Genomic DNA, 25,420 nt, shown 5'->3' with positions numbered 1-25,420 from the left:
CCGCCGATACACTGCGGCCATGCAAATCTACATGGTCGGCGGTGCGGTGCGCGACGGGCTGCTGGGCCTGCCGGTGCAGGACCGCGACTGGGTGGTGGTGGGTGCCACGCCCGAGGAGATGGCGGCGCGCGGCTTCGTGCCCGTGGGCAAGGACTTTCCGGTTTTTCTGCATCCACAGACGCATGAGGAATACGCGCTGGCGCGCACCGAGCGCAAGAGCGGGCGCGGCTATCGCGGCTTCACGGTGCTCGCCAGCCCCGACGTGACGCTGCAAGAAGACCTGGCCCGGCGCGATTTGACTATCAATTCAATAGCTGCTTGCGCCGATTGGACGGGCGCTAAAGGCCTATTCGATTCAAATGCTGACCTGATCGACCCCTACGGTGGCCAGCGCGATCTGCAGGCGCGCGTGCTGCGCCACGTGACGGCCGCCTTCGCCGAAGACCCGGTGCGCATCCTGCGCGTGGCGCGTTTTGCCGCGCGCTTTCATGACTTTTCCATCGCGCCCGAAACCATGGCCCTGATGCGCCGGATGGTACAGGCGGGCGAGGCCGACCACCTGGTGCCCGAGCGCGTGTGGCAGGAGCTGGCGCGCGGCCTGATGGAGGCGCACCCGGCGCGCATGTTCGACGTGCTGCGCGAATGCGGCGCGCTGGCCGTGGTGCTGCCGGAGCTGGAGCGCCTGTGGGGCGTGCCGCAAACCGCCAGCCATCACCCCGAGATCGACACCGGCGTGCACGTGATGATGGTGCTGCAGACGGCCGCGCGCCTGCACGCCCCGCTGGCGGTGCGCTGGGCCTGCCTAATGCACGACCTGGGCAAGGGCACGACGCCGGCCGATGTGCTGCCAAGGCACCTGGGCCACGAGCAGCGCAGCAGCACCCTGCTGAAAGCCGTCGGCCAGCGCCTGCGCGTGCCCACCGAGTGCACCGAACTGGCCGACGTGGTGGCGCGTGAGCACGGCAACATCCACCGCAGCGCCGGCCTGAACGCCGCCGCGCTGCTGCGCCTGCTCGAGCGCTGCGACGCGCTGCGCAAGCCCGAGCGCTTTGCCGACGTGCTGCTGGCCTGCGAGTGCGATGCGCGCGGCCGGCTGGGCCTGGAAGAGTCGGCCTACCCGCAGCGCCCGCGCCTGCAGCAGGCGCTGGCCGCCGCGCTGGCGGTGGCCACCGAGCCCATTGCGCGCGCGGCCCAGGCGCGCGGCGCGCGCGGGCCGCAGATCGGCGCCGCCGTGCAGCAGGCGCGTGCCGAGGCGATCGCCCGCGCGCTGGAAGCAGCGCCCGGCGCCGCAGCCTCAAGCTGAGCGGCTGCGGCCCTTGCCGGCCCGGGGTTTGCGTTGGGCCGCGGGCTTGGCACTGGCGCGCGAGCGCAGCGCAGTTTTCATCGGGTTTCGGGTCGGCACGGCGGCTGCTCGGTCAGCACCATGTCCTCGTTGCGGTCGGGCAGCCGGCGGGCCAGCCGCCGGATCCCCACGCGCAACCAGGCCAGCGCGCCCAGGCAAGTCAGCGGCAGCACGACGGCCAGCCAGGTCCAGAGAGCGGGGGCGATTGACATGGGCTCACGCAGCCTGCGGGGCGCCGATGAAGGCCACCAGGCGGTCGATCACGTCGCGGTTGCCCAGCAGGCGGTGATGTCCCAGCCCTTCGGTGACGTGCAGCTCCAGTGGGCGCTGCGCGCAGGCCGTCATGAGCTGGAACATGTGCTCGATCGGGACTTCGGGGTCTTCGGCGTCATGCACCAGCAGCGTGGGCGACACGGTCTGCGCCAGCATGTCGCCCACCGCGAGCCGCTCCCAGTCCATGGCGCCCTGGCTGCGCTCCACCATCAGTTGCCGTCCGCGCGCCAGCACCGATTCAGGCAGCCGCATCAGGCGGGCGAACTCCTCCGTCACCCACTTGCAATGCTCGAGCGAGCTGAACAGCACCTGGCGCCGCACCTGCATGCCCCAGTCGAGCTGCGCCCACAGCGCCATCGCGACACCGAACGAATGGGCGACGAGGGCGTGGATTTCCCCCACGTGCGCGGCAACGGTGGCGATGGCGCTGGCGAACTGGGGCAGCGTGGCCGAGCGCCCGCTGGAATGCCCGTGGCCCGGTGCGTCGAATGCGACCACGCGGTAGCCGGCCGCGACCAGCGGCATCACCATCTTGCCCAGGTGCGTGCCGCGTGCGCCCCAGCCGTGAACCAACAGCACCGTGGGGCCGCTGCCCCAGCCGTACAACGCGAGGTGGCCGCGGCCAAAGGGCAGGGTGTCTTGCGCGGCGCGTTCGCGCAGGCTCGCCTGCCACGGGCGCTCGGCCACGCGGGGCGGGCGCGTGAGCAGCACGTAGGCCAGGTGCGCGGCGGCTTCGGGGGACGTCGCCTGCAGCACGGCGAACGCCTGGCGCAGCCACTTTACGGTGGAGGTTTCGACGAAGCGCCCGGCCTTGGGCCGCGCATGAGGCACGGGCTGGACAAGGCCCTGGGACGGGGTCATCACGGCGCAGGAATCGGACAGGGGCACGGCGGGTTCTCCTCGGGTGAATTCGCACCGCGGCGTGCGGGCGATGTCGATCACTGTAGAAAGCGCACGGCGCCGTGCACAGGTGAAGATGGTCACCCGCGGGCAGTGAAATCAAAGGGCGCGCAGCAACGCCCGCATGCGTGCGGCCGACAGGGGCTTGGTGAGCAGGGGCAGGTCCGCGGCTGCTGCGCGGGCCTTCAAGTCGGCGTCGATCTCGCCGCTGAGCAGGAACACGGGTTTGCCCAGCGCGCGCAGCCGCAAGGCGAGCTCGAACCCGTTGCCGCCGTCGGGCAGGCGCACGTCGCAGATGGCCAGCTGCCCGAAGTCGCGCAGGCGCCACGCTTCGGCCACCGTTTCCACGTGGCGCACGTTCTGGCCCCAGAGGCCGAGCAACTGGCACATGGCATCGGCCACCAGGGCGTCGTCTTCCACCAGCAGAATGTCGCGCGCCGGCAGCGGCGGCGCATCGAGCGGTCCCGGCTCGGTCGGCGCCGACCCGGGTGCCTCCGGCTCGGGCTCGGGCGCAAGCGTCGGCGGGGCGGTCGCGCCGGGCAGCGTCAGCGTGAAACAGGTGCCCTGGCCGGGTGCCGAGCGCAGCGTCAGGCAGCCTTGCATCAGCTCGGCAAACCGGCGCGAAATGGCCAGGCCCAGGCCGTAGCCGCGCTGGCGGTTGCGCGCCTGATTGTCGAGCTGCACGAACTCGTGAAACACGTCATCGTGCCGGTCTGCGGCAATGCCTGGCCCGGCGTCGCGCACCTGGATGCGGCAGTCCCGCGCGCCCGGCCGCACCGCGACGGCCACGCAGCGCCCGGCGGGCGAGAACTTGATGGCGTTGTCCAGCAGGTTGGACAACACCCGCCGCAGCATGATGTCATCGGCACGGACGTGGCAACCGGCCGTCTCGCGCACCAGCGCCACCACGCGCACCCCGACGCGTTCGGCCATGGCGCCGTGCTGCTGCACCACGGCACGGACGAGCGGCGCCAGCGCGATCGGCTCCAGGCGGGCCAGCATGGCGCCGGCATCCATGCGGGTGATGTCCAGGACCTGCGACAGCAGATCGTCGAGTGCGCGCCAGGATTCGTGGATGCCATGCAGCGCGTGCCGCACGAGCGGATCCGGCTGGGGGCCGAGCGTGCGCGCCAGCGGCTCCAGGTACAGGCCGATGGCATGCACCGGCTGGCGCAAGTCGTGGCTCACCGCAGCAAAGAAGCGCGACTTGGCCAGGCTCAGGTCGGCCATGGCATCGACCGCGCGCTCGGCCTGGCGGCGCAGCACCGATTCGCGGGCGATGCGTTGCGCATGCAGGGCCGCGGTGTAGACGATCATGGCCGCCAGCACCACCCCGCTCGCGCCCAGGAAGAACACCATGGGCCGCCGCTCGAACAGCCCCTCGACCATGAAGCGCAGCACGGTCGGCCCCAGGATCAGGACCACGGCCAGCGCGGTGCGCTGGATGTCGCGCACGCCCCACATGGCCACCAGGCCGGCCGACGCCACCAGGTACAGACCCAGCATGGCGTGCAGGCGCTGGTCGCCCGGCGCGTACAAGAACCAGCAGGCACTGCCGATGGCGGCGGAGGACAGCCAGATGTAGCTGCGGTAGATGCGCCGGCGCTGCTGCCGGGGCAGCGCCTTGAAGTCCGGCCGGCGTACCCGCACGAAGCCCCAGGTGCTGGCGCCGAGCACCAGCGCGAACCACAGCGCCGGCCGCCACCAGGGCAGCGCGGCCAGAAACAGCAGCGCGCCGAGCAGTTCGCCCAGTCGGGTCAGCAGCATCAGCAGCACCGGCTGGGTGACATCGGTGTTGCCGGGGAGCAGCCGCCGCCAGTTCACGGGCAATCGATGTCGGAGCGCGCCGCCTGGGTGCGGTTGGAGACCTGGAGCAGGCGGAAGATTTCGGTCAGGTAGTTCTTTACCGTGCCCTCCGACAGGTTCAGCTGCCGCGCGATCTGCTTGTTGGACAGGCCCTGGCGCACCAGTTCCCGCACTGCCTCCATGCGTGGCGTGAGCCGGCCATCGGCCGGCGCGGCGCTGGCGGGCGGTTCGTGCGGCAACCGGCGCCCCGCCAGCGCGGCTTCGACCGCCTGCTGCATGCGCTGCCCGCCGGCGCTCTTGGGCACGAAGGCGTAGACGTTCGGCAGGTCGAGTGCGCGGCGGATCACGTCGGGCGAGGTCAGCGCCGACACCACCACCACGCGCAGCAGCGGGCACTCGCGCGACAGCAGCGCCAAGCCCGCGCCCTTGTCCATGCCGGGCATGTTCAGATCCACGAGGGCCAGCGCCGGCTGCGGCAAGCGTCGCGCCAGCTCGCGCAGCGTGGTGGCATCGGCGGCTTCGAGAATGTGCGTGCCGGGCCAAATGGTCGCCACCATGAGCTTGAAGCCGTCGCGCACCAAGACGTGGTCGTCGGCGATCACGATGGTCGATGCGACGTCGGTCATGCTGGCAGTGTAGGACGGTGTGCCACGAACGCGCCAGCCTCAGCCCCGGCGGCGCAGATGCCAGCCAGCCAGCAGCGCCAGCAAGGCGACACTCCAGCCAAGCGCCCACGGCTCCGTAGCGGGGACGGGATTCACCACGGACGGCGGCATGGCCTCGCCCTGGAACTCGTAGGCACCCATGTCCACCGTGCGCACGCGGCGCGGCTGGCCGTCCAGGTCGCGTCCGTCGGGGCTGTCCACCGCGCCGTCGTCGCCCTGGTCGATGGCGTCGGAATCGGCGCGCAGGCGGTAGTCGCCAACCGCCGCGCTGGCGAACGACGGATTGCCGCGGCGCGTGCCGTGGCCCAGCGGCCGAGCACCCGGCGGCTGCACGCTGGCGAAGACCAGGTTGTGGTGGTCGAGCAGGCCTGGCACGTCATCCAGCGCCATGCCGCCAAAGGCATGGTGGGCAAACACGTTGTTGGCCACCACGCCGGTGACGTGCGCGCCCAGGTCGATGCGTGCCGTAGCGTGCAGCCCTGCCTGTGCATCCACCACGGTGTTGTTCAGCAGCCGGACATCCAAGCCGCCATTGGCGCTGTCGGCGAGAGCCGACAAACCTTCCGCGAAGCCGCTGCCCGCCACTAGGTTGTCCGTGACGGCGGCGCGCACCTGGGCGCCTCCCGGGCCGCTGCGCACCTGAATGCCGGCATTGGCCCCGCTGCCCCGCACGGTGTTCTTGCGCAACTGCGCATCCAGCGACCACGCGCCGGGGGCCGGCGCGCCGGCGCCATAGATGCCGATGGCCGCGCACTGGCCCAGGCTGGTCGCCGTGACGGTGTTGCGCGCAACGGTGGCCGACAGGCCCGGGTTGAACGCATGCACGGCGATGGCTGGCGCGCAGTTGCTGCCAGCGGCGCTCTGGCTGACGGTGTTGCCCTCGAACAGCGCCTGCGCGCGGCCATAGCGTCCTGTCTTGTTCGAAATGGTCATTTCGAGGGCGGCGTTGAAGTCCTTGCCAACCAGGGTGCTGCCGGTGACCGTGAGTTTGAGGTTTCCGCCGCCCGGCTCCAGAAAACCGCGCACGCGACTGGCGCCACCGCGCGAAGTGAGGCCGGTGACTGTCACCTCCACGTCGGCTGTGGAGGCCAGTGCGGTGACCGAGCGCACGCTGGGCTGCGCCTGTGCCGGCTCCAGGGTGAGGTTCTTGCGGATGAGCACGTCCTCGGCGATGTGGCTGTCGGTGACCAGCACGATTCGGTCGCCGCTGCTCGCGCCATCGATGCAGGCTTGCAGCGTGGTGTTGCACGGTGCCGCGGCGTCAGGGTAGATGCGGTTGGCGGCCTGCGCGCTCAGTGCGGCGCCCAGGCTCATCAAGGCGGCCAGGCGATGCAGAGTGAGGGTCGGCATCAATGATTCCTCCAGGGTGTATCCGGCGCAATGCTAGGGATGCAGGACTTGCCGCGGTAGATGACGAAGGTCATGCCGCTTGCGAACAAAGTGACCTTTGTCAGGTGGCGGCGCCGAGGCCGCGCCGCGCATGATCAACGGCCTGTTTTCAACCGGAGAATTCCATGAAGCGAGGGATCACTGCGGCGCTGGGCGCCGTCATCGCCATGCCGACGTTCGCGGCCGCCCGTGCCGATGCGTGGCGGCCGCCAGAGCCGGCCAGGCATGTCCAATGCAGCGGGAATGGCGATGCCGCGCAGGTGGATTTCTTGAAGAAGCTGGCCGACGGCAGGATGGCATTCAAGATCTCTACGGCGGCGGACACATTCCACGGCGTGGCGGACCCGCGCAATCCCAGATTTTCCATGGAAAAGCAGGTGCTGGCACTGGGCGGCAAAATGTACTTCTGCCTGCACGAATGATCTGGGAGGCTGAGAGTCTTTTTTCCATGCCCGCTGATCACGCCAGAGCACTCCCACTCGTCGTCGCAATTGCTCGCCGTAGCCCGAGCTACGTCTGCGCTTTGCGCCTCGCTTGGCCGCGTCTTGACGCGCTTCTCGAGCGCGTCCAAAAACCTCTCAGCCGCTGAGGCGCGGACGGCCCGTCGGCCTCAGGCGGATGCGCTGCGGCCCTTGCCGGCACAGGGCTTGCGTTGGGCCGCGGGCTTGGCACTGGCGCGCGCGCGCAGCGCCGATGCCAGCGCGCGCTCGGCCCAGGGCGCCATCAGCGCGGGCGATTCCATGGCCTCGGCCGGCGCGCTGTAGTAGCCCATCGAACGCGGCTTGCCTTTCATGAGGTAGGTGAAGCGCCGGCAGCCGGCCGCCTCGAAGTCGGCCCGTGCCTGCGCGTCGGCCTTCAGCCACAGCGTGTCGCCCTCGCCCAGGTCGGTCACCAGGGCGACGTTGAGGCCGTCCGCCGTGCGGATGCCCAGCCCGCCGAACATGCGCAGGGCGTGGCAGGGGCCGATGGCGGCCAGCAGCTCGCAGCAGTACTGCGCAAAGTCCGAGTCGGCGGTGAGGGCGGTGGGCATGGCGTGATGGTAGGGGTGGCGCCGGCCCTGCGGCAAGCGCTGCGCATAATTCGCGTTCCATGGCCCGCCCCATCTCTGCCTCGCACGACCTGCGGCGCGACGAAATCCTCAACGTCGCGGCGACCTGCTTCGCGCGCCAGAGCTACCCCGCCACCAGCATGAACGACATCGCCGCGGCTTGCGGCACCTCCAAGGCGCGGCTGTATCACTACTACGAGAGCAAGGAAGCCATCTTGTTCGACCTGCTGGACCGCTACACGCAAAAGCTCCTGGTCATCATCGGCCGGGTGCAGGCCACGGCGCACCGCCAGGTGCTGGACGAGCGCGCCACGCTGCACGAGCTGATCCGCGCCTTTCTGCGCGAGTACGAGACCTCGGCCACGCGCCACGCGGCGTTGCTGGGCAGCACGCAATTCCTGGGCGACGCGCAGCGCGAGGTCATCCTCGATCGCGAGCGCGACGTGGTGGCCGCCGTCACGCACGTTCTGCGCCGCGCCTATCCCGAGCGGCTGAACGCACGCAACCAGACGGCGATCGCCATGACGCTGTTCGGCATGATCAACTGGACCTTCACCTGGCTGCGTCCGGGCGGGCCCATGAGCTATGCCGACTTTGCGGGCGAGGTGATTGCCATGCTCGACCACGGGCTGGCGCCGACATCCAACTTTTCAACACCAGCATGAACTCCATCGACCTCGTCATCATGGCCGCGGGCAAGGGCACGCGCATGAAAAGCCGCACGCCCAAGGTGCTGCACAAGCTGGCCGGCCGGCCTCTGCTGGGCCACGTGCTGGCCCTGGCGCAGCAATTGCACGCGCGCCGGGCCATCGTCGTCACCGGTCACGGCGCTCCTGAAGTTGAAGCTGCCTGCGCACGGCTGGCAAGCGCTGGAGCCGGTTTTGACCTGAAGTTCGTGCGGCAGGAGCCGCAACTGGGCACCGGCCACGCCGTGCAGCAGGCACTGCCCGTGCTGGCCGATGACGGTTTGGTGCTGGTGCTCTCGGGCGACGTGCCGCTGACCGAGGCCGCCACCTTGCAGGCCCTGGTTGATGCGGCGCAGGGCGAGCAACTGGCGCTGCTGACGGTGCGGTTGCCCGACCCCACGGGTTACGGCCGCGTGGTGCGCGGTGCGGACGGCGGCGTGCAACGCATCGTCGAGCAAAAGGACGCGTCCGAGCCGGAGCGCGCCATCACCGAGATTTACAGCGGCATCATGGCTGTGCCCGCGCGCCACCTGCGCCGCTGGCTGGCGCTTCTCACCAACGACAACGCCCAGGGCGAGTACTACCTGACCGACATCGTCGCCATGGCCGTGGCCGAGGGCGTGCCCGTGGTGGCGCATCGCATCGACGACGCGCTGCAGGTGGCCGGCGTCAACAGCCCGCTGCAGCTGGCCGAGCTGGAGCGCGCGCACCAGCAGCGCCAGGCCCGCGCGTTGATGGAGCAGGGCGTGCGCCTGGCGGATCCGGCGCGCTTCGACCTGCGCGACGATGCGCGCAGCGGCGTGCGGGCCGAGTTGATTTGCGGGCCGGACGTGGAGATCGACGTGGGCTGCATCTTCACGGGCCGCGTCGAGTTGGGCGAGGGCGCGCAGATCGGCGCGCATTGCTGCATCGCCAATGCGCGCATTGCCGCCGGCGCCGTGATCCATCCCTTCACCCACATCGACGGCGAGCAAGCCGGCGCCCGCGTGGGCGAGGGGGCGCTCATCGGTCCCTTTGCCCGCTTGCGGCCGGGGGCCGAGCTGGGGCCCCAAGTCCACATCGGCAACTTCGTCGAGGTCAAGAACTCCACCCTGGCCGCGGGGGCCAAGGCCAACCACCTGGCCTATCTGGGCGATGCCACGGTGGGCGAGCGCGTGAACTACGGCGCCGGCAGCATCACCGCCAACTACGACGGCGCCAACAAGCACCGCACGGTGATCGAGGCCGACGTGCACGTGGGCAGCAACTGCGTGTTGGTGGCGCCGGTCACCATTGGCGCCGGGGGCACCGTGGGCGGCGGCTCGACCATCACCAAAAGCACGCCGGCCGGCGTGCTCAGTGTGGCGCGCGGCCGGCAGGTCAGCGTGCCTGACTGGCAACGTCCCGTCAAGAAAACGCCCACCCGCTGAGCGGGCGCGCGCTACCGGTGGCGCCGATCCGATCCCCAGGGGTCGTCGTCATCGGCTCTCGGCGGCAGGTCCATCAGGTCGGTCAGGCTCATGGGTTCCGTGGCGGGCGCTTTCGGTTTTGGTGCGACGGGGCGGGCCGGCGGCGGTGGCTGCAGCGGCGCCCGCTCGGACGGCGGCGCGGCGGGCGCGAGCTCGGCGGCGCGCAGGCGTTGGCGAAACTCGCGCGGGCTGGGCATTTCACGCGTCGAGCGCTTGATGCGAATCAGGCGAATGCCGGCGGCCTTCAGGATCTGGTGTTTTTCGGCGGCGTCGTGCTCGGCCTGCTCGGCGCTGTCGTGGGCGGCGTCCAGCTCGAACGCATAGATCGGTTTGCCATCGCGGTTGCACACCACGAAATCCACCTGATGCTGGGCCAGTCGGCGCTGCGTTTGCAGCCGGTCGCCCGCGCCGCGCGGCGCCACCAGTTGCGACAGCGGCGCGCGAAACAGCACGGGCCGCCCCGCAAAGGCCTCCACCAGGTACTGCATCAGGGCCATCTGCACGTCGGACAGGGCCGCGACGGCCGTGAACCGGTCGTGCGCGGCCAGGGGTTGGGTGTCTTGCTCCCGGCGCGCGCGCCAGATCCATCCCAGGCCCGTCAGCAGCGCCATCAAGGCGAGGGCTGCAGCCATCCAGGTCCAGTTCATTGATTTGTCCTCCCTTGGTGTTCGGGCTGCGCGCGGGGTTCGCGCCGTGCGCCGGCGGGTTCGTCGGTTTCGTCGGCGACAGTCTATGCCGAACCGAGCTGCTCCCAGCGCTCCAGTGCGTGCATCAGCTCGTCCTCGATCGCGCCGTCGCGCGCCTGCAGGGCAATGGCCGCTTGCAGGTCGGCCTGGTAGAGCGTGCCATCGGCCAGTCGCGCGCGGATGTCGGCCTGCTCGCGCTCGAGCGCTTCGATGCGCGCGGGCAAGGCGTCGAGCTCGCGCTGATCCTTGTAGCTCAACTTCTTTTTTTGTAGCTGCTCGCGCTGCTCTGCCGGTGGCGTCGGGCGCTTTGTGTCGGCGTCGGGGGTGGGTGGCGGACCCGGTGTTTCGCGCAAGGCCTGCCAGCGCGCGCTTTGCTGCAACCAATCCTGCACGCCGCCCTCGTACTCGCGCCATTGGCCCGGCCCATCCCAGGCCAGGGTGCTGGTCACCACGTTGTCCAGAAACGTTCGGTCGTGGCTCACCAGGAACACCGTGCCCTCGTAGTCCTGCAGCAGTTGTTCCAACAGCTCCAGCGTGTCGATGTCCAGGTCGTTGGTCGGCTCGTCCAGCACCAGCACGTTGGCCGGGCGCGCAAACAGGCGTGCCAGCAGCAGGCGCCCCAATTCCCCCCCCGACAGGCTGCGCACCGGCGACGTCGCCCGCGCCGGGCTGAACAAAAAGTCGCCCAGGTAGCTCTTGACGTGCTGGCGCCGCGTGCCGATCTCGATCCATTCGCTGCCCGGACTGATGAAGTCCTCCAGCGTGGCATTCGCGTCCAGCGCCGCGCGCATCTGGTCGAAGTACGCCACCTGCAAGTTGGCACCGCGCCGCACCCCGCCGCTGTCCGGCTCCAACTCGCCCAGGATCAGCTTGAGCAGCGTTGTCTTGCCCGCGCCATTGGGTCCGATCAGGCCGACCTTGTCGCCGCGCAGCACGGTGGCCGACAGTCCGTCCACGATCACCTTGTCGCCAAAGGCCAGCCGTACATCCGTCAGCTCGGCCACCAGCTTGCCCTGGTAGCCGGCCACGTTCGCATCCACGTCCAACCGCACGCGTCCGACCTGTTCACGCCGCGCCGCGCGGGCCGCGCGCAAGTCGCGCAGGCGGTTGACGCGCCCCTGCGCCCGCGTGCGGCGGGCTTCCACGCCCTGGCGAATCCACACCTCTTCCTGCGCCAGCAGCTTGTCGGCGCGCGCGTTGATCGTGGCCTCCTGCTGCAACTGCTCCTGTTTCAAGGCCTGGTACGCGGCAAAGTTGCCGGGGTACGACAGCAGCCGACCGCGGTCCAGCTCGACGATGCGCGTGGCCACCCGATCGAGAAACGCGCGGTCGTGCGAGATCACCACCACGCTGCCCTTGAACTCCAGCAGCAGGACTTCCAGCCACGCGATCGCGTCCAGATCCAGGTGGTTGGTCGGCTCATCCAGCAGCAGCACGTCCGGCCGCGTCACCAGGGCCTGCGCCAGGGCTACCCGTTTGCGTGTACCCCCGGACAGGCTGGCGATCATGGCCTGCGGGTCCAGGCGCAGGCGCTGCAGGGCTTCATCCACCCGCTGGCGCCAGCTCCAGCCCTCCTGCGTCTCGATCTGTGCCTGCAAGGCATCCAGGTCGCCCGCGCCCGCGCCATAGGCGTCCACCAGAGCCCGCACCGGCGCCAGGCCGGCCGCCACCGCGTCGAACACCGTGTCGGTCTCCGGCAAGTCCGGCGCCTGCGCCACAAAGGCCAAGCGCAGACCCTGGCGCACGCGCACCTCACCCTCGTCCAGGTGCTCCGCCTGAGCCAGCACCTTCAGCAGCGAAGACTTGCCCGTGCCGTTGCGGCCAATCAGGCCCACGCGCTCCCCGGCTTCCAGCGCCAGATCGGCGCCATCCAGCAAGGCGACGTGACCGTAGGCCAGGTGCCCATTCATCAAGGTGATCAGTGACATGATGGAAGATCATTCACCGCGGCTGCCTGAAAAATTTCGAGGGCAACTTGCGGAAAGCAAAAAAACAGTGCTATAGTTTATGGCTTCGCTGATCACTGCCAAGTGGTGATGTGGTGAGGCAGATGCCGGGGCAGCCTGGTGTTTGGGGGGTTTGGCGAGGAGATCGACAGATCGCACTGGTAGAAACCCCAATGTTTGACGGGACATTCAAAACCGTGTCATAATTCAAGGCTTCGCTGATCGCAGCGAGTCAGGCGCAAAGGCAGTTGTTTTGCGTTCGGTTCCTTAACAAAATACAGCCGATAAGCGTGGGCGTTTGATGGCGAATTGCCAAGTTCTATTCAGGACTAAAACAAACGCTCATGAAGATAGAAGTGAAGTTCACTTCAATTCCGTTTAAATGAGTGACTCGAGAGAGTATAAATTTATCAAGATCGAACTGTAGAGTTTGATCCTGGCTCAGATTGAACGCTGGCGGAATGCTTTACACATGCAAGTCGAGCGGCAGCGCGGGGCAACCTGGCGGCGAGCGGCGAACGGGTGAGTAACACATCGGAACGTGCCCAGACGTGGGGGATAGCCCGGCGAAAGCCGGATTAATACCGCATGTGATCTGAGGATGAAAGTGGGGGACCGCAAGGCCTCACGCGTTTGGAGCGGCCGATGGCAGATTAGGTAGTTGGTGGGGTAAAGGCTTACCAAGCCTGCGATCTGTAGCTGGTCTGAGAGGATGATCAGCCACACTGGGACTGAGACACGGCCCAGACTCCTACGGGAGGCAGCAGTGGGGAATTTTGGACAATGGGCGCAAGCCTGATCCAGCCATGCCGCGTGCGGGAAGAAGGCCTTCGGGTTGTAAACCGCTTTTGTCAGGGAAGAAATCTTCTGGGCTAATACCCTGGGAGGATGACGGTACCTGAAGAATAAGCACCGGCTAACTACGTGCCAGCAGCCGCGGTAATACGTAGGGTGCAAGCGTTAATCGGAATTACTGGGCGTAAAGCGTGCGCAGGCGGTTATGTAAGACAGAGGTGAAATCCCCGGGCTCAACCTGGGAACTGCCTTTGTGACTGCATCGCTGGAGTGCGGCAGAGGGGGATGGAATTCCGCGTGTAGCAGTGAAATGCGTAGATATGCGGAGGAACACCGATGGCGAAGGCAATCCCCTGGGCCTGCACTGACGCTCATGCACGAAAGCGTGGGGAGCAAACAGGATTAGATACCCTGGTAGTCCACGCCCTAAACGATGTCAACTGGTTGTTGGACGGCTTGCTGTTCAGTAACGAAGCTAACGCGTGAAGTTGACCGCCTGGGGAGTACGGCCGCAAGGTTGAAACTCAAAGGAATTGACGGGGACCCGCACAAGCGGTGGATGATGTGGTTTAATTCGATGCAACGCGAAAAACCTTACCTACCCTTGACATGCCAGGAACTTGCCAGAGATGGCTTGGTGCTCGAAAGAGAGCCTGGACACAGGTGCTGCATGGCCGTCGTCAGCTCGTGTCGTGAGATGTTGGGTTAAGTCCCGCAACGAGCGCAACCCTTGTCATTAGTTGCTACGAAAGGGCACTCTAATGAGACTGCCGGTGACAAACCGGAGGAAGGTGGGGATGACGTCAGGTCATCATGGCCCTTATGGGTAGGGCTACACACGTCATACAATGGCCGGTACAGAGGGTTGCCAACCCGCGAGGGGGAGCTAATCCCATAAAGCCGGTCGTAGTCCGGATCGCAGTCTGCAACTCGACTGCGTGAAGTCGGAATCGCTAGTAATCGCGGATCAGCTTGCCGCGGTGAATACGTTCCCGGGTCTTGTACACACCGCCCGTCACACCATGGGAGCGGGTTCTGCCAGAAGTAGTTAGCCTAACCGCAAGGAGGGCGATTACCACGGCAGGGTTCGTGACTGGGGTGAAGTCGTAACAAGGTAGCCGTATCGGAAGGTGCGGCTGGATCACCTCCTTTCTGGAAGAAAAGCAATTCAAGTTCAAACGTCCACACTTATCGGTTGTTGGAAGGTGTCGCCAGCGGTCTGGGCATCATGGGCGCCAACGGGGGCTCACAGACGACCGACTCGGGGTCTGTAGCTCAGTTGGTTAGAGCACCGTCTTGATAAGGCGGGGGTCGTTGGTTCGAGACCAACCAGACCCACCAATCCACCACAAACCCGGGGGATTAGCTCAGCTGGGAGAGCACCTGCTTTGCAAGCAGGGGGTCGTCGGTTCGATCCCGTCATCCTCCACCAGGATATCAATATCAAAGCATCGACAGGCAACTGCTTCGGTGTTTTGATATTGGTTGATCATTGATATTGACCAATAAATGAGGTCGCGAGACCTCCGGCTGTTCTTTAACAATTCATAGAGTCGAATCAGCGTTGTCGATGGAAAGGGCAATCCGCAAGGATGTCCACCGTGCCATCGGCAACAATTTTTGATTGCGTCACAAACGAATTCAACGCGAGTTGTATTCGAGTAATTTGAGCGAAAGCTCAGTTACGGCATAACGCGCCAGGTGAAAGACCTGGCAAGTCCTTGATGTGCTTTGGTTTCGTGAGAAACGTCAAAGTTATAGGGTCAAGTGACTAAGAGCATGTGGTGGATGCCTTGGCGATGATAGGCGACGAAGGACGTGATAGCCTGCGATAAGCTTCGGGGAGCTGGCAAATTAGCTTTGATCCGGAGATTTCCGAATGGGGAAACCTGCCCAATTGGGTATCCTGTGGTGAATACATAGCTGCAGGAGGCGAACCGGGTGAACTGAAACATCTCAGTAGCTCGAGGAAAAGACATCAACCGAGATTCCGAAAGTAGTGGCGAGCGAAATCGGAGAAGCCTTCTAGTGATAGCACGACCGTTAGCAAAACAAGCTGGAAAGCTTGACCACAGCAGGTGATAGTCCTGTATGCGAAAGCGGACGTGTGGTACCAGGCTAGAGACAAGTAGGGCGGGACACGTGTAATCCTGTCTGAACATGGGGGGACCATCCTCCAAGGCTAAATACTCATCATCGACCGATAGTGAACTAGTACCGTGAGGGAAAGGCGAAAAGAACCCCGGGAGGGGAGTGAAATAGATCCTGAAACCGCATGCTTACAAAAAGTCGGAGCCCTTCGGGGTGACGGCGTACCTTTTGTATAATGGGTCAGCGACTTACATTCAGTGGCAAGGTTAACCGAATAGGGAAGCCGAAGAGAAATCGAGTCCGAACAGGGCGAACAGTCGCTGGGTGTAGACCCGAAACCAAGTGATCTATCCATGGCCAGGATGAAGGTGCCGTAACAGGTACTGGAGGTCCGAACCCACTAGTGTTGCAAAACTAGGGGATGAGCTGTGGATAGGGGTGAAAGGCTAAACAAACTTGGAAATAGCTGGTTCTCTCCGAAAACTATTTAGGTAGTGCCTCAAGTATTACCTGCGGGGGTAGAGCACTGTTTTGGCTAGGGGGTCATGGCGACTTACCAAACCAAGGCAAACTCCGAATACCGCAGAGTACAGCTTGGGAGACAGTGCACCGGGTGCTAACGTCCGGACACAAGAGGGAAACAACCCAGACCGCCAGCTAAGGTCCCTAAAATTGGCTAAGTGGGAAACGAAGTGGGAAGGCTAAAACAGTCAGGATGTTGGCTTAGAAGCAGCCATCATTTAAAGAAAGCGTAATAGCTCACTGATCGAGTCGTCCTGCGCGGAAGATGTAACGGGGCTAAGCCAGTTACCGAAGCTGCGGATGCACGAGCAATCGTGCGTGGTAGGAGAGCGTTCTGTAAGCCTGTGAAGGTGGCTTGTAAAGGCTGCTGGAGGTATCAGAAGTGCGAATGCTGACATGAGTAGCGTTAAAGGGGGTGAAAAGCCTCCTCGCCGTAAGCGCAAGGTTTTCTACGCAACGTTCATCGGCGTAGAGTGAGTCGGCCCCTAAGGTGAGGCAGAGATGCGTAGCTGATGGGAAACAGGTCAATATTCCTGTACCGATGTATAGTGCGATGTGGGGACGGATTCTAATAGGTCATCCAGTTATTGGATTCTGGTTTGGGCAGATGTAGGCGACAGGTAGGCAAATCCGCCTGTCATATACCGAGGCTGCCGATCGAGCGAGCTTGCTCGTGAAGTGACTGAACGGGGTCCCAGGAAAAGCCACTAAGCTTCAGCTATACACGACCGTACCGCAAACCGACACTGGTGCGCGAGATGAGTATTCTAAGGCGCTTGAGAGAACTCTGGAGAAGGAACTCGGCAAATTGACACCGTAACTTCGGAAGAAGGTGTGCCCAAGTAATGTGATGAGAACATCTGAGCATGAAAGGGCTGCAATAAATAGGTGGCTGCGACTGTTTATCAAAAACACAGCACTCTGCAAACACGAAAGTGGACGTATAGGGTGTGACGCCTGCCCGGTGCTGGAAGATTAATTGATGGGGTGCAAGCTCTTGATCGAAGTCCCAGTAAACGGCGGCCGTAACTATAACGGTCCTAAGGTAGCGAAATTCCTTGTCGGGTAAGTTCCGACCTGCACGAATGGCGTAACGATGGCCACACTGTCTCCTCCTGAGACTCAGCGAAGTTGAAATGTTTGTGAAGATGCAATCTCCCCGCGGCAAGACGGAAAGACCCCATGAACCTTTACTGTAGCTTTGCATTGGACTTTGAACGGATCTGTGTAGGATAGGTGGGAGGCTTTGAAGTGCGGTCGCTAGATCGCATGGAGCCAACGTTGAAATACCACCCTGGTGCGTTTGAGGTTCTAACCTTGGCCCCTGAATCGGGGTCGGGGACCGTGCATGGTAGGCAGTTTGACTGGGGCGGTCTCCTCCCAAAGGGTAACGGAGGAGTTCGAAGGTACGCTAGTTACGGTCGGACATCGTGACGATAGTGCAATGGCATAAGCGTGCTTAACTGCGAGACTGACAAGTCGAGCAGATGCGAAAGCAGGACATAGTGATCCGGTGGTTCTGTATGGAAGGGCCATCGCTCAACGGATAAAAGGTACTCTGGGGATAACAGGCTGATACCGCCCAAGAGTTCATATCGACGGCGGTGTTTGGCACCTCGATGTCGGCTCATCTCATCCTGGGGCTGTAGCCGGTCCCAAGGGTATGGCTGTTCGCCATTTAAAGAGGTACGTGAGCTGGGTTTAAAACGTCGTGAGACAGTTTGGTCCCTATCTTCCGTGGGCGCTGCAGATTTGAGAAAGCCTGCTCCTAGTACGAGAGGACCGGAGTGGACGCACCTCTGGTGTACCTGTTGTCACGCCCGTGGCATCGCAGGGTAGCTAAGTGCGGAAGAGATAACCGCTGAAAGCATCTAAGCGGGAAACTCGTTTCAAGATGAGATCTGCCGGGGCCTTGAGCCCCCTCAAGAGTCGTTCTAGACCAGGACGTTGATAGGCTGGGTGTGCACGAACAGCAATGTTCTCAGCTAACCAGTACTAATTGCTCGTGCGGCTTGACCCTATAATTTTGATCAGCCCGATCAAGACTGTTATGCCAAGTGACGCAAACAAAATAAGCTGATTCGCTCCATGAATTGGTCTTGCAGTCCCGCGACTTCAAGACAACAAGTTATGCCTGATGACCATAGCAAGGTGGCCCCACTCCTTCCCATCCCGAACAGGACCGTGAAACGCCTCAGCGCCAATGATAGTGCGGATTCCCGTGTGAAAGTAGGACATCGTCAGGCTTCTACTGCCAAAAACGCCCAGTCGAAAGATTGGGCGTTTTTTTTATGGGCGGCAACCACGCAGCGGTCGCGCGGCCGGCGCTCTACAATGGGTGCCATGATTTCACGCGAGCCCACCCTTGAACGCCTGGCTACGGCCAAGGCCCTGTTGCTGGAGCCATTTGGCTTGACCGAGGCGCAAATCTTGCAGACGCTGGGCCTGATAGCAACGCACCGGATCGATGACGCCGACCTGTACTTTCAGTACACACGCGCCGAAAGCTGGAGCCTCGAAGAAGGCATTGTCAAAACCGGCAGCTTTTCGATCGACCAGGGTGTCGGTGTGCGGGCCGTGAGCGGCGAGAAGACGGCGTTCGGCTATTCCGATGATATTTCGTTGGCGTCGCTGCAGGGCGCGGCGCAGACTGTGCGCGCCATCGGCGCGGCCGGGCAGAGCCAGCGGGTCAGGCTGCCGGGCGCCAAGCTGGCTGGCAGCCGGCGCCTGTACGCTGATCTGGACCCGATTGCCAGTCTGGACAGCGCCACCAAGGTGCAACTGCTGGAGCGCGTGGAGCGCATGGCGCGTGCCAAGGACACCCGGGTGGTGCAGGTTATGGCCGGGTTGGCCAGCGAGTACGACGTGGTCCTGATCGCACGTCTGGATGGCACGCTGGCGGCCGATGTGCGGCCGCTGGTGCGTCTGTCGGTGACCGTGATTGCCGAGCAGGACGGGCGCCGCGAGATGGGTTCGGCCGGCGGCGGCGGGCGCTTTGGCCTGGCGTATTTCGACGATGCGCTGCTGGCGCGCTACGTCGATGAGGCCGTCGGCGCGGCCACGACCAACCTGCAGGCACGGCCCGCACCGGCTGGCGAGATGACCGTGGTGCTCGGCCCGGGTTGGCCCGGCGTGTTGCTGCACGAGGCGGTCGGGCATGGCTTGGAAGGGGACTTCAACCGCAAGGGCTCCAGCGCCTTCAGCGGCCGCATGGGCCAGCGGGTGGCGGCCAAGGGTGTGACGGTGCTGGACGACGGCACCATCGCCGACCGGCGCGGCAGCCTCAACATTGACGACGAGGGCCACGTGACGCAGCGCAATGTCCTGATCGAGGACGGCGTGCTCAAGGGCTACATGCAGGATGCGCTGAACGCGCGTCTGATGAAGGCCAGTCCCACCGGCAACGGCCGGCGCGAGAGCTACGCCCACATCCCCATGCCGCGCATGACCAACACCTACATGCTGGCGGGTGACAAGGACCCGCGCGAGATTGTCACCAGCATCAAGCGCGGTCTGTACGCCACCAACTTTGGTGGCGGCCAGGTGGACATCACCAGCGGCAAGTTCGTGTTCTCGGCCAGCCAGGCGTACTGGGTCGAGAACGGCAAGATCCAGTACCCGGTCAAGGGCGCCACGATCGTGGGCAATGGGCCGGAGGCGCTCAAGAAGGTGACCATGATCGGCAACGACCTGGCGCTCGACTCGGGCGTGGGCGTGTGCGGCAAGGAGGGCCAGAGCGTGCCCGTGGGTGTCGGTCAGCCGACGCTGCGGCTGGAAGGCCTCACGGTGGGCGGCACCGCCGGCTGAATGTGCTACAGTTGCTGGTGATGTCTTACTGCGCTTCGTTTTATTTTGGCTTCTGGTTCTCGGTCCCCGGCGGACGAGAGGCACGGTCGTAAGCGACGCAAAGCGAGACACCTCCCGATCAAACCGCCGGCGCGACCAGCCCCGGCGGTTTTTTTGTGCCGTATCTCTTCAAGTGAACTGCTCAACCCCAGGAAGAAAGTCATGAACGCGAAATCCGTGGAAGCCCCGCAGCAACCGTCTTGGCAGACGTCGCCGGAACGAACCAGCCAGACCGACGACGAACGCATCAAGGACATCACCGTGCTTCCACCTCCCGAGCATCTGATTCGCTTCTTCCCCATTCGCGGAACGGCGGTCGAGTCGCTGATCAGCCAGACGCGCCGGCACATCCGCCACATGATCTCGGGCAAGGACGACCGATTGCTGGTGGTCATCGGCCCCTGCTCCATTCACGACCCGGTGGCGGCCATGGACTACGCCCGGCGCCTGAAGGCGATGCGCGACAAGTACCACGACACGCTGGAGATCGTGATGCGCGTGTATTTCGAGAAACCGCGCACCACCGTCGGCTGGAAGGGCCTGATCAACGACCCCTACCTCGACCAGAGCTATCGCATCGACGAAGGCCTGCGCATCGCGCGCCAGTTGCTGATCGAGATCAACCGCCTGGGCCTGCCGGCGGGCAGCGAGTTTCTGGACACCATTTCGCCGCAGTACATCGGCGACTTGATCAGCTGGGGCGCGATCGGCGCGCGCACCACCGAGAGCCAGGTGCACCGTGAGCTGGCCTCGGGCCTGTCGGCGCCGGTCGGCTTCAAGAACGGCACCGACGGCAACATTCGCATCGCCATCGACGCCATCCAGGCGGCGGCGCGCGGCCATCACTTTTTGTCGGTGCACAAAAACGGCCAGGTTGCCATCGTCCATACCGAGGGCAACAAGGACTGCCATGCCATCCTGCGCGGCGGCAAGGCGCCCAACTACGACGCTGCCAGCGTCAAGGCGGCCTGCGAGCAGTTGGCCGAGGCCAAGCTGCCGCCGGCCCTGATGATCGACATGAGCCACGCCAACAGCAGCAAGAAGCACGAGCGCCAGCTGGACGTGGCGCGCGACGTCGCGGCGCAGATCAGCGGCGGCTCACGCGGCATCTTCGGCGTGATGGTGGAAAGCCACATCCACGACGGGGCGCAGAAGTTCAGTCCTGGCAAGGACAGCGTGGCGGCGCTGGAGTACGGCAAGAGCATCACCGACGCCTGCATTGGCTGGGAAGGCTCGCAAACCATTTTGCAAACCCTGTCGGACGCCGTGCGCGCGCGGCGGTCCAAGGCAAATTGAGCTGTTGCGCTTGCCTGGCAAGCGCAAGTTGCTATTGTTTTGTGAGTATTTCAAGCAGCTTGGCGTGCACCCCGCCAAAGCCGCCGTTGCTCATGCACAGCACGTGGTCGCCTGCCTGGGCCGCTGCGGCGACTTGGGCGACGATGGTGTTCACGTCCGGCGCGACGTGGGTGCGTGCGCCCATGGGCGCCAGTGCCGCGGCGGCGTCCCAGTCCAGCCCGCCGCTGTGGCAAAAGGTCAGGTCGGCGTGCTCCAGCGCCCAGGGCAGCTGGCTTTTCATGGCGCCCAGCTTCATGGTGTTGCTGCGCGGCTCGAACACGGCCAGGATGCGCTCGCCCCGCTTGCCGGCGGCGTCCAGCTGATGGCGCAGACCGTCGATGGTGGTGCGCATCGCCGTCGGGTGGTGGGCAAAGTCGTCATACACGGTGATCACGCCGCCTGGGCGCGCCACGGTGCCGCGCACTTCCATGCGGCGACGCACGTTTTCAAAGCGCCCGAGGGCTTGGCAGGCCTGCGCCGGCGCCACGCCCACGTGCTCGGCGGCGGCGATCGCCGCCAGCGCGTTGAGCTGGTTGTGCACGCCGGACAAGCCCCATTGCACGCGGCCCACGGCGTCGCCGCGCAAGCGCACCTCGAAGTCGGATGCATCGCCGTGCGCGCTGAAGTCGCTCACCGCGCTGCCAAAGCCGCGCCGCTCGCTCCAGCAGCCCTGGGCGAGCACGCGCGCGAGGCTTTCTTCGAGATCATTGACCACCACGCGCCCGCTGGCCGGCACCGTGCGCAGCAGGTGGTGGAACTGCCGCTCGATCTGCCCCAGGTCGTCGAAGATGTCGGCGTGGTCGAACTCCAGGTTGTTCAGCACCGCCGTGCGCGGGCGGTAGTGCACGAACTTGCTGCGCTTGTCGAAGAAGGCCGTGTCGTATTCATCGGCCTCGATGACGAACAGCGGACGCGCTTGCCCTGGAGCCAAGGCGCCCAAGCGTGCCGAGACGCCGAAGTTGAGCGGCACGCCTCCCACCAGGAATCCGGGACTGAGGCCGGCGCATTCCAGCACCCAGGCCAGCATCGAGGTGGTGGTGGTCTTGCCATGCGTGCCCGCCACGGCCAACACGTGGCGGCCGGCCAGCACGTGCTCGGCCAGCCACTGCGGGCCGCTGGTGTAGGCCACGCCGGCGTCCAGGATGGCTTCCATCAACGGGTACTTGGCCGCGCCATCGGCCAGGCGTGCGCGCGAGACCACGTTGCCAACCACGAACATGTCGGGCCGCAGCCTCAACTGATCGGCGCCGTAACCTTCGATCAGCTCGATGCCCAGGGCGCGCAGCTGATCGCTCATCGGCGGATAAACCCCCGCGTCGCAGCCGGTGACGGTGTGGTCAGCCTCGCGCGCCAACGCGGCCAGGCCGCCCATGAACGTGCCGCAAATGCCCAGGATGTGAATATGCATGGGGCGATTCTATTGAGGCGACAGACAACAGCCGGCAACAGCCGGACGCAGAGGACGCAAAAAAATCGCAGAGAACGCTAAAGGAGCCGGCCAGATTGCTCTTGAAACGAGAGCATCTTGCGCTGAATCCATGCAGTTTTGCGAGATTCAAACTGGATTTTTGAATCTTTTGCGTCTTTCGCGAAACCTTTGCGTCTTCTGCGTCCGGCTGTTTTGACGGTCCTCGTCAGCGCGCGGACAAACGCGGGCGCGGCGTGAAGTAGCGCAGCAGGCGCTCCAGCAGCAGGGCGCCGATGATGGCGCCATACACCCACACCTCGGCAAAGTTGTTCTTGCCGGCACGCATCCAGAAGAAGTGCAGCAGGGCCAGGCCGGCGATCAGATAGACCAAGCGGTGCAGGGCCTGCCATTGCCGACCGCCCAGCCAGCGCACGGCGCGGTTGACGGAGGTCAGGGCCAGCGGCCACAGCAGCAGCCAGCACGAGAAGCCGACCAGGATGAAGGGGCGCTTGAGGATGTCGCGGGCGATGTCCTCGGCATCCAGGCCCATGTCCAGCCAGGCGTAGGCCAGCAGATGGCAGCTCGCGTAGAAAAACACGAACAGCCCCAGCATGCGCCGAAAGCGCGCCAGTTGCGGTGTGCGGGTGCGGATGCGCAGGGGGGTGACGGCAAGCGTCAGGCACAAAAAGCGCAGCGTCCAGTCGCCGCAGGAGCGGATCAGCGCCTCGGCCGGGTTGGCGCCCAGGTTGTCGGTGGCCGCACCGTAGACGAGCCAGGCCAGCGGCAGCAGGCACAGCACGAAGGCGAATGGCTTGGCGGCCGGATGCAGCAGCAGTGCGCGCACGGGCTTCACGCTGGGCTCAGAAGTATTTCTTCAGGTCCATGCCAGCGTAGAGCTGGCCGACCTCGGCCTCGTAGCCGTTGAACAGCAGCGTCTTGCGGCGCTTGGCGAACAGGCCGTCCTCGCCGATGCGCCGCTCGGTGGCCTGGCTCCAGCGCGGGTGGTCCACGCCCGGGTTGACGTTGGAATAAAAGCCGTACTCGTTGGGCGCGGCCTTGTCCCAGGCGGTGCGGGGCTCTTTCTCGACAAAGCGGATCTTGACGATGGACTTGGCCGACTTGAAGCCGTACTTCCAGGGCACGACCACGCGCACCGGCGCGCCGTTTTGCCGGGGCAGCACCTCGCCGTACATGCCGAAGCCGAGCAGGGTGAGCGGGTGCAGCGCCTCGTCCATGCGCAGGCCTTCGGTGTAGGGCCAGTCAAGCACGCTGGAGCGCACGCCCGGCATCTGCTTGGGGTCGGCCAGGGTGACGAACTCGACGTACTTGGCGCTGCCCTGTGGTTCGACGCGCTTGATCAGCGCCGAGAGCGAATAGCCGATCCAGGGGATCACCATTGACCAGCCTTCGACGCAGCGCAGGCGGTAAATGCGCTCTTCCAGCGGGCTGAGCTTGCGCAGGTCGTCCAGCGCGATGCGGCCGGGTTTGTTGACCAGGCCTTCGATCTCGACCGACCACGGATCGATCTTGAGCGCGCTCGCATAGCGGGCCGGATCGTCCTTGTCGGTGCCGAATTCGTAGAAGTTGTTGTAGCCGGTGGCGTCTTTCAGCGCCGTCGCCTTTTCCATGGTCACGGCGCCGGCCACCGACGAGCGGGTGGCGGCCAGCGGGCCGCTCACGGCGGCCCGTGCGTCGCGCGTGGCCCAACTTGCCAGCGCGCTGCCGGCAGCGCCCAGCGCCAGCGCCTTGAGCAGGGTGCGCCGGTCTTCGTAGACGGCGCGCGGCGTGATGGTGCTGGGCGACGGAGGGTTGGAAGCAGCGGGACGGGAACGGATCAGCATGACGAACTCCTTGGGGTCACGCTTTCAAGTTCGGCACAGGCGTCGCGCCGGTTACAGCGACCCGTAACTGTGCAGGCCCGACAGGAACATGTTGACGCCGATGAAGGCGAAGGTGGTGACGGCCAGGCCCGCCAGCGCCCACCACGAGGCCACGGTGCCGCGCAGGCCCTTCATCAGGCGCATGTGCAGCCAGGCGGCGTAGTTCAGCCACACGATCAGGGCCCAGGTTTCCTTGGGGTCCCAGCTCCAGTAGCCGCCCCAGGCCTCGGCGGCCCACAGCGCGCCCAGCACGGTGGCGATGGTGAAGAAAGCAAAGCCCACGGCGATGGACTTGTACATCACGTCGTCCAGCACTTCCAGGCTGGGCAGGCGTTCGGTGATGCGCTTGCGCCCCAGCAGGATGCCGCCCACGATCAGCGCGGCGATGAGCGCGTAGCCCACCCAGTAGCTGCCGCCGGCTTCGCCCACGCCGCGCTGGCGAAAGGCAATCGGCACGAAGCACAGCGCGATGCCCAACAGCCAGATGGGGGTGAGCTTGTACCAGCGCGTCTCGGCCGCCTGCTGCTTGACCAGATAGGCAAAGGCGACCATGGCGGCCAGGGAGAAGGTGCCGTAGCCGATGAAGTTGGCGGGCACGTGCAGCTTCATCCACCAGCTCTTCAGCGCCGGAATCAAGGGCTGGATCTCCTGCGCGTCGCGCACCAGCGTGTACCACAGCAAAAAGCCCACGGCGGCGCTGACCACCAGCATGACGAAGGCGCCCATGGAGCGGGTCTTGTACTGCGCCTCGTAGTACAGGTAGAACACGGCGGTGATCCACGAGAACAGCACGAACACTTCATACAGGTTGCTGACCGGGATGTGGCCGATGTCGGGGCCGATCTGGTAGCCCTCGTACCAGCGCACCATGGTGCCCACCAGCGCCAGCGTCACCGCCGCCCAGGCCAGCTTGCTGCCCAGGCTTTCCAGGGCCGCCGCCGGTCCGCGCGAGAACATGCCGATCCAGTAGAAGGCCGTGCTCATGAAGAACAGCATGCTCATCCACAGGATGGCCGACTGGCTGGACAGGAAGTATTTGAGCCAGAACACGGTGTCGCCGCGCCGCAGGTCACCCTGGTACGACACGATGGCCAGCAGCGACAGGGCCGTCACCACCAGCATCAGGTTGCGCAGCGGCCGCCAGGCCCAGGCGAGCCAGACCAGTGCAGGCACGGCGGCGATGAAGATGCCCTTGTCGTACACGTCCATGGCGTCGTGGTAGCGCGAAAACGCCACCGCGGCGCCCACCACGGCCAGCAGGGCAAACAGCCAGTCGCCCCAGGTGCGGCGCGCGAAATAGCCTTCGCTGAAGCGCAGTGCGCCCGCGGGGGCCAGGGTGGTGGTGTTCATGGCG

General features: G+C 65.0%; 18 protein-coding genes, 2 tRNA genes and 3 rRNA genes. 11 read left to right on the top strand and 12 right to left on the bottom strand.

What is annotated here, in order from left to right; all coding sequences use genetic code 11:
* The first annotated feature begins 19 nt into the window (after nt 1-19).
* Complete coding sequence (locus U1F38_RS14730; protein ID WP_409987822.1) at nt 20-1,303, top strand: multifunctional CCA addition/repair protein; 1,284 nt, start codon at nt 20-22, stop codon at nt 1,301-1,303.
* A gap of 77 nt (nt 1,304-1,380) precedes the next feature.
* Here U1F38_RS14730 and U1F38_RS14725 read toward each other — a convergent pair whose 3' ends face one another.
* From U1F38_RS14725 to U1F38_RS14705, 5 genes are all read right to left on the bottom strand, one after another.
* Complete coding sequence (locus U1F38_RS14725; RefSeq protein WP_409987821.1) at nt 1,381-1,554, bottom strand: hypothetical protein; 174 nt, start codon at nt 1,552-1,554, stop codon at nt 1,381-1,383.
* Between the two features lie 4 nt (nt 1,555-1,558).
* Nucleotides 1,559-2,503, bottom strand: coding sequence for an alpha/beta fold hydrolase (locus U1F38_RS14720; RefSeq protein ID WP_409987820.1), 945 nt, complete (start codon nt 2,501-2,503; stop codon nt 1,559-1,561).
* A 111-nt stretch (nt 2,504-2,614) separates the two neighbouring features.
* Nucleotides 2,615-4,339 (bottom strand): ATP-binding protein, encoded by a 1,725-nt coding sequence (locus U1F38_RS14715; RefSeq protein WP_409987819.1) that lies wholly within the window; start codon nt 4,337-4,339, stop codon nt 2,615-2,617.
* Nucleotides 4,336-4,947: a LuxR C-terminal-related transcriptional regulator gene (locus U1F38_RS14710; protein WP_409987818.1), complete on the bottom strand. Its 612-nt coding sequence runs from the start codon at nt 4,945-4,947 to the stop codon at nt 4,336-4,338. Before U1F38_RS14710 ends, U1F38_RS14715 begins: the two co-directional genes overlap by 4 nt.
* A gap of 39 nt (nt 4,948-4,986) precedes the next feature.
* Nucleotides 4,987-6,336: a choice-of-anchor Q domain-containing protein gene (locus tag U1F38_RS14705; RefSeq protein ID WP_409987817.1), complete on the bottom strand. Its 1,350-nt coding sequence runs from the start codon at nt 6,334-6,336 to the stop codon at nt 4,987-4,989.
* Nucleotides 6,337-6,500: 164 nt separating this feature from the next.
* On the opposite strand from U1F38_RS14705, the gene U1F38_RS14700 reads away from it, so the two are divergent.
* The gene (locus tag U1F38_RS14700; RefSeq protein WP_409987816.1) at nt 6,501-6,797 is read left to right on the top strand and encodes a hypothetical protein; all 297 of its coding nucleotides are present in this window, start codon (nt 6,501-6,503) and stop codon (nt 6,795-6,797) included.
* A 188-nt stretch (nt 6,798-6,985) separates the two neighbouring features.
* Here U1F38_RS14700 and U1F38_RS14695 read toward each other — a convergent pair whose 3' ends face one another.
* Entirely contained in the window at nt 6,986-7,405 is a 420-nt protein-coding gene (locus U1F38_RS14695) for a TfoX/Sxy family protein (RefSeq protein ID WP_409987815.1), read from the bottom strand.
* Between the two features lie 59 nt (nt 7,406-7,464).
* Between U1F38_RS14695 and U1F38_RS14690 the strand changes: the two genes are divergently transcribed.
* Entirely contained in the window at nt 7,465-8,088 is a 624-nt protein-coding gene (locus U1F38_RS14690; RefSeq protein ID WP_409987814.1) for a TetR/AcrR family transcriptional regulator, read from the top strand.
* Nucleotides 8,085-9,518 (top strand): bifunctional UDP-N-acetylglucosamine diphosphorylase/glucosamine-1-phosphate N-acetyltransferase GlmU, encoded by a 1,434-nt coding sequence (gene glmU, locus U1F38_RS14685; RefSeq protein WP_409987813.1) that lies wholly within the window; start codon nt 8,085-8,087, stop codon nt 9,516-9,518. The genes U1F38_RS14690 and glmU overlap by 4 nt, the downstream gene beginning before the upstream one ends.
* A gap of 11 nt (nt 9,519-9,529) precedes the next feature.
* Here glmU and U1F38_RS14680 read toward each other — a convergent pair whose 3' ends face one another.
* Nucleotides 9,530-10,204: a DUF2726 domain-containing protein gene (locus tag U1F38_RS14680; RefSeq protein WP_409987812.1), complete on the bottom strand. Its 675-nt coding sequence runs from the start codon at nt 10,202-10,204 to the stop codon at nt 9,530-9,532.
* An 83-nt stretch (nt 10,205-10,287) separates the two neighbouring features.
* Entirely contained in the window at nt 10,288-12,171 is a 1,884-nt protein-coding gene (locus U1F38_RS14675; RefSeq protein WP_409987811.1) for an ATP-binding cassette domain-containing protein, read from the bottom strand.
* Between the two features lie 436 nt (nt 12,172-12,607).
* On the opposite strand from U1F38_RS14675, the gene U1F38_RS14670 reads away from it, so the two are divergent.
* The 7 genes from U1F38_RS14670 to U1F38_RS14640 all read left to right on the top strand — a co-directional run bounded on the left by U1F38_RS14670 (nt 12,608) and on the right by U1F38_RS14640 (nt 20,739).
* Nucleotides 12,608-14,136: ribosomal RNA gene (locus U1F38_RS14670) — 16S ribosomal RNA — on the top strand.
* Between the two features lie 112 nt (nt 14,137-14,248).
* Nucleotides 14,249-14,325 (top strand) — tRNA-Ile (locus U1F38_RS14665).
* A gap of 15 nt (nt 14,326-14,340) precedes the next feature.
* Nucleotides 14,341-14,416 (top strand) — tRNA-Ala (locus tag U1F38_RS14660).
* A 329-nt stretch (nt 14,417-14,745) separates the two neighbouring features.
* Nucleotides 14,746-17,617 (top strand): 23S ribosomal RNA (locus U1F38_RS14655).
* A gap of 113 nt (nt 17,618-17,730) precedes the next feature.
* Nucleotides 17,731-17,843, top strand: a 5S ribosomal RNA gene (gene rrf / locus U1F38_RS14650).
* Together the 16S, 23S and 5S rRNA genes with 2 tRNA genes alongside form the textbook arrangement of a ribosomal RNA operon.
* Nucleotides 17,844-17,940: 97 nt before the next feature.
* The gene (gene tldD, locus U1F38_RS14645) at nt 17,941-19,404 is read left to right on the top strand and encodes a metalloprotease TldD (RefSeq protein WP_409987810.1); all 1,464 of its coding nucleotides are present in this window, start codon (nt 17,941-17,943) and stop codon (nt 19,402-19,404) included.
* 201 nt (nt 19,405-19,605) lie between these two features.
* Nucleotides 19,606-20,739: a 3-deoxy-7-phosphoheptulonate synthase gene (locus U1F38_RS14640; RefSeq protein WP_409987809.1), complete on the top strand. Its 1,134-nt coding sequence runs from the start codon at nt 19,606-19,608 to the stop codon at nt 20,737-20,739.
* A gap of 31 nt (nt 20,740-20,770) precedes the next feature.
* Here the strand turns inward: U1F38_RS14640 and mpl are convergent, their stop codons facing one another.
* The 4 genes from mpl to ccsB form a co-directional block, all read right to left on the bottom strand.
* On the bottom strand, nt 20,771-22,186 hold the full coding sequence (gene mpl / locus U1F38_RS14635; RefSeq protein ID WP_409987808.1) for a UDP-N-acetylmuramate:L-alanyl-gamma-D-glutamyl-meso-diaminopimelate ligase: 1,416 nt from the start codon (nt 22,184-22,186) through the stop codon (nt 20,771-20,773).
* Between the two features lie 226 nt (nt 22,187-22,412).
* Nucleotides 22,413-23,030 (bottom strand): sulfite oxidase heme-binding subunit YedZ, encoded by a 618-nt coding sequence (locus U1F38_RS14630; protein ID WP_409987885.1) that lies wholly within the window; start codon nt 23,028-23,030, stop codon nt 22,413-22,415.
* A 16-nt stretch (nt 23,031-23,046) separates the two neighbouring features.
* Nucleotides 23,047-24,027: a protein-methionine-sulfoxide reductase catalytic subunit MsrP gene (gene msrP / locus U1F38_RS14625; protein WP_409987807.1), complete on the bottom strand. Its 981-nt coding sequence runs from the start codon at nt 24,025-24,027 to the stop codon at nt 23,047-23,049.
* A 51-nt stretch (nt 24,028-24,078) separates the two neighbouring features.
* Entirely contained in the window at nt 24,079-25,416 is a 1,338-nt protein-coding gene (gene ccsB / locus U1F38_RS14620; RefSeq protein WP_409987806.1) for a c-type cytochrome biogenesis protein CcsB, read from the bottom strand.
* Nucleotides 25,417-25,420 lie beyond the last annotated feature (4 nt).

This window comes from Ottowia sp. (assembly GCF_046348305.1).
In the GTDB taxonomy this organism is placed as follows: domain Bacteria; phylum Pseudomonadota; class Gammaproteobacteria; order Burkholderiales; family Burkholderiaceae_C; genus Ottowia.
This window is presented reverse-complemented; position numbering and strand designations above follow the sequence as displayed.

What these genes read in the sequence shown, in the direction of transcription:
- mpl (WP_409987808.1), bottom strand. Translation starts at nt 22,186, where the DNA reads ATGCATATTCACATCCTGGGCATTTGCGGCACGTTCATGGGCGGCCTG.
- U1F38_RS14680 (WP_409987812.1), bottom strand. Translation starts at nt 10,204, where the DNA reads ATGAACTGGACCTGGATGGCTGCAGCCCTCGCCTTGATGGCGCTGCTG.
- U1F38_RS14710 (WP_409987818.1), bottom strand. Translation starts at nt 4,947, where the DNA reads ATGACCGACGTCGCATCGACCATCGTGATCGCCGACGACCACGTCTTG.
- U1F38_RS14700 (WP_409987816.1), top strand. Translation starts at nt 6,501, where the DNA reads ATGAAGCGAGGGATCACTGCGGCGCTGGGCGCCGTCATCGCCATGCCG.
- U1F38_RS14690 (WP_409987814.1), top strand. Translation starts at nt 7,465, where the DNA reads ATGGCCCGCCCCATCTCTGCCTCGCACGACCTGCGGCGCGACGAAATC.
- msrP (WP_409987807.1), bottom strand. Translation starts at nt 24,027, where the DNA reads ATGCTGATCCGTTCCCGTCCCGCTGCTTCCAACCCTCCGTCGCCCAGC.
- U1F38_RS14730 (WP_409987822.1), top strand. Translation starts at nt 20, where the DNA reads ATGCAAATCTACATGGTCGGCGGTGCGGTGCGCGACGGGCTGCTGGGC.
- U1F38_RS14695 (WP_409987815.1), bottom strand. Translation starts at nt 7,405, where the DNA reads ATGCCCACCGCCCTCACCGCCGACTCGGACTTTGCGCAGTACTGCTGC.
- tldD (WP_409987810.1), top strand. Translation starts at nt 17,941, where the DNA reads ATGATTTCACGCGAGCCCACCCTTGAACGCCTGGCTACGGCCAAGGCC.
- U1F38_RS14640 (WP_409987809.1), top strand. Translation starts at nt 19,606, where the DNA reads ATGAACGCGAAATCCGTGGAAGCCCCGCAGCAACCGTCTTGGCAGACG.
- U1F38_RS14725 (WP_409987821.1), bottom strand. Translation starts at nt 1,554, where the DNA reads ATGTCAATCGCCCCCGCTCTCTGGACCTGGCTGGCCGTCGTGCTGCCG.
- U1F38_RS14705 (WP_409987817.1), bottom strand. Translation starts at nt 6,336, where the DNA reads ATGCCGACCCTCACTCTGCATCGCCTGGCCGCCTTGATGAGCCTGGGC.
- glmU (WP_409987813.1), top strand. Translation starts at nt 8,085, where the DNA reads ATGAACTCCATCGACCTCGTCATCATGGCCGCGGGCAAGGGCACGCGC.
- U1F38_RS14675 (WP_409987811.1), bottom strand. Translation starts at nt 12,171, where the DNA reads ATGTCACTGATCACCTTGATGAATGGGCACCTGGCCTACGGTCACGTC.
- ccsB (WP_409987806.1), bottom strand. Translation starts at nt 25,416, where the DNA reads ATGAACACCACCACCCTGGCCCCCGCGGGCGCACTGCGCTTCAGCGAA.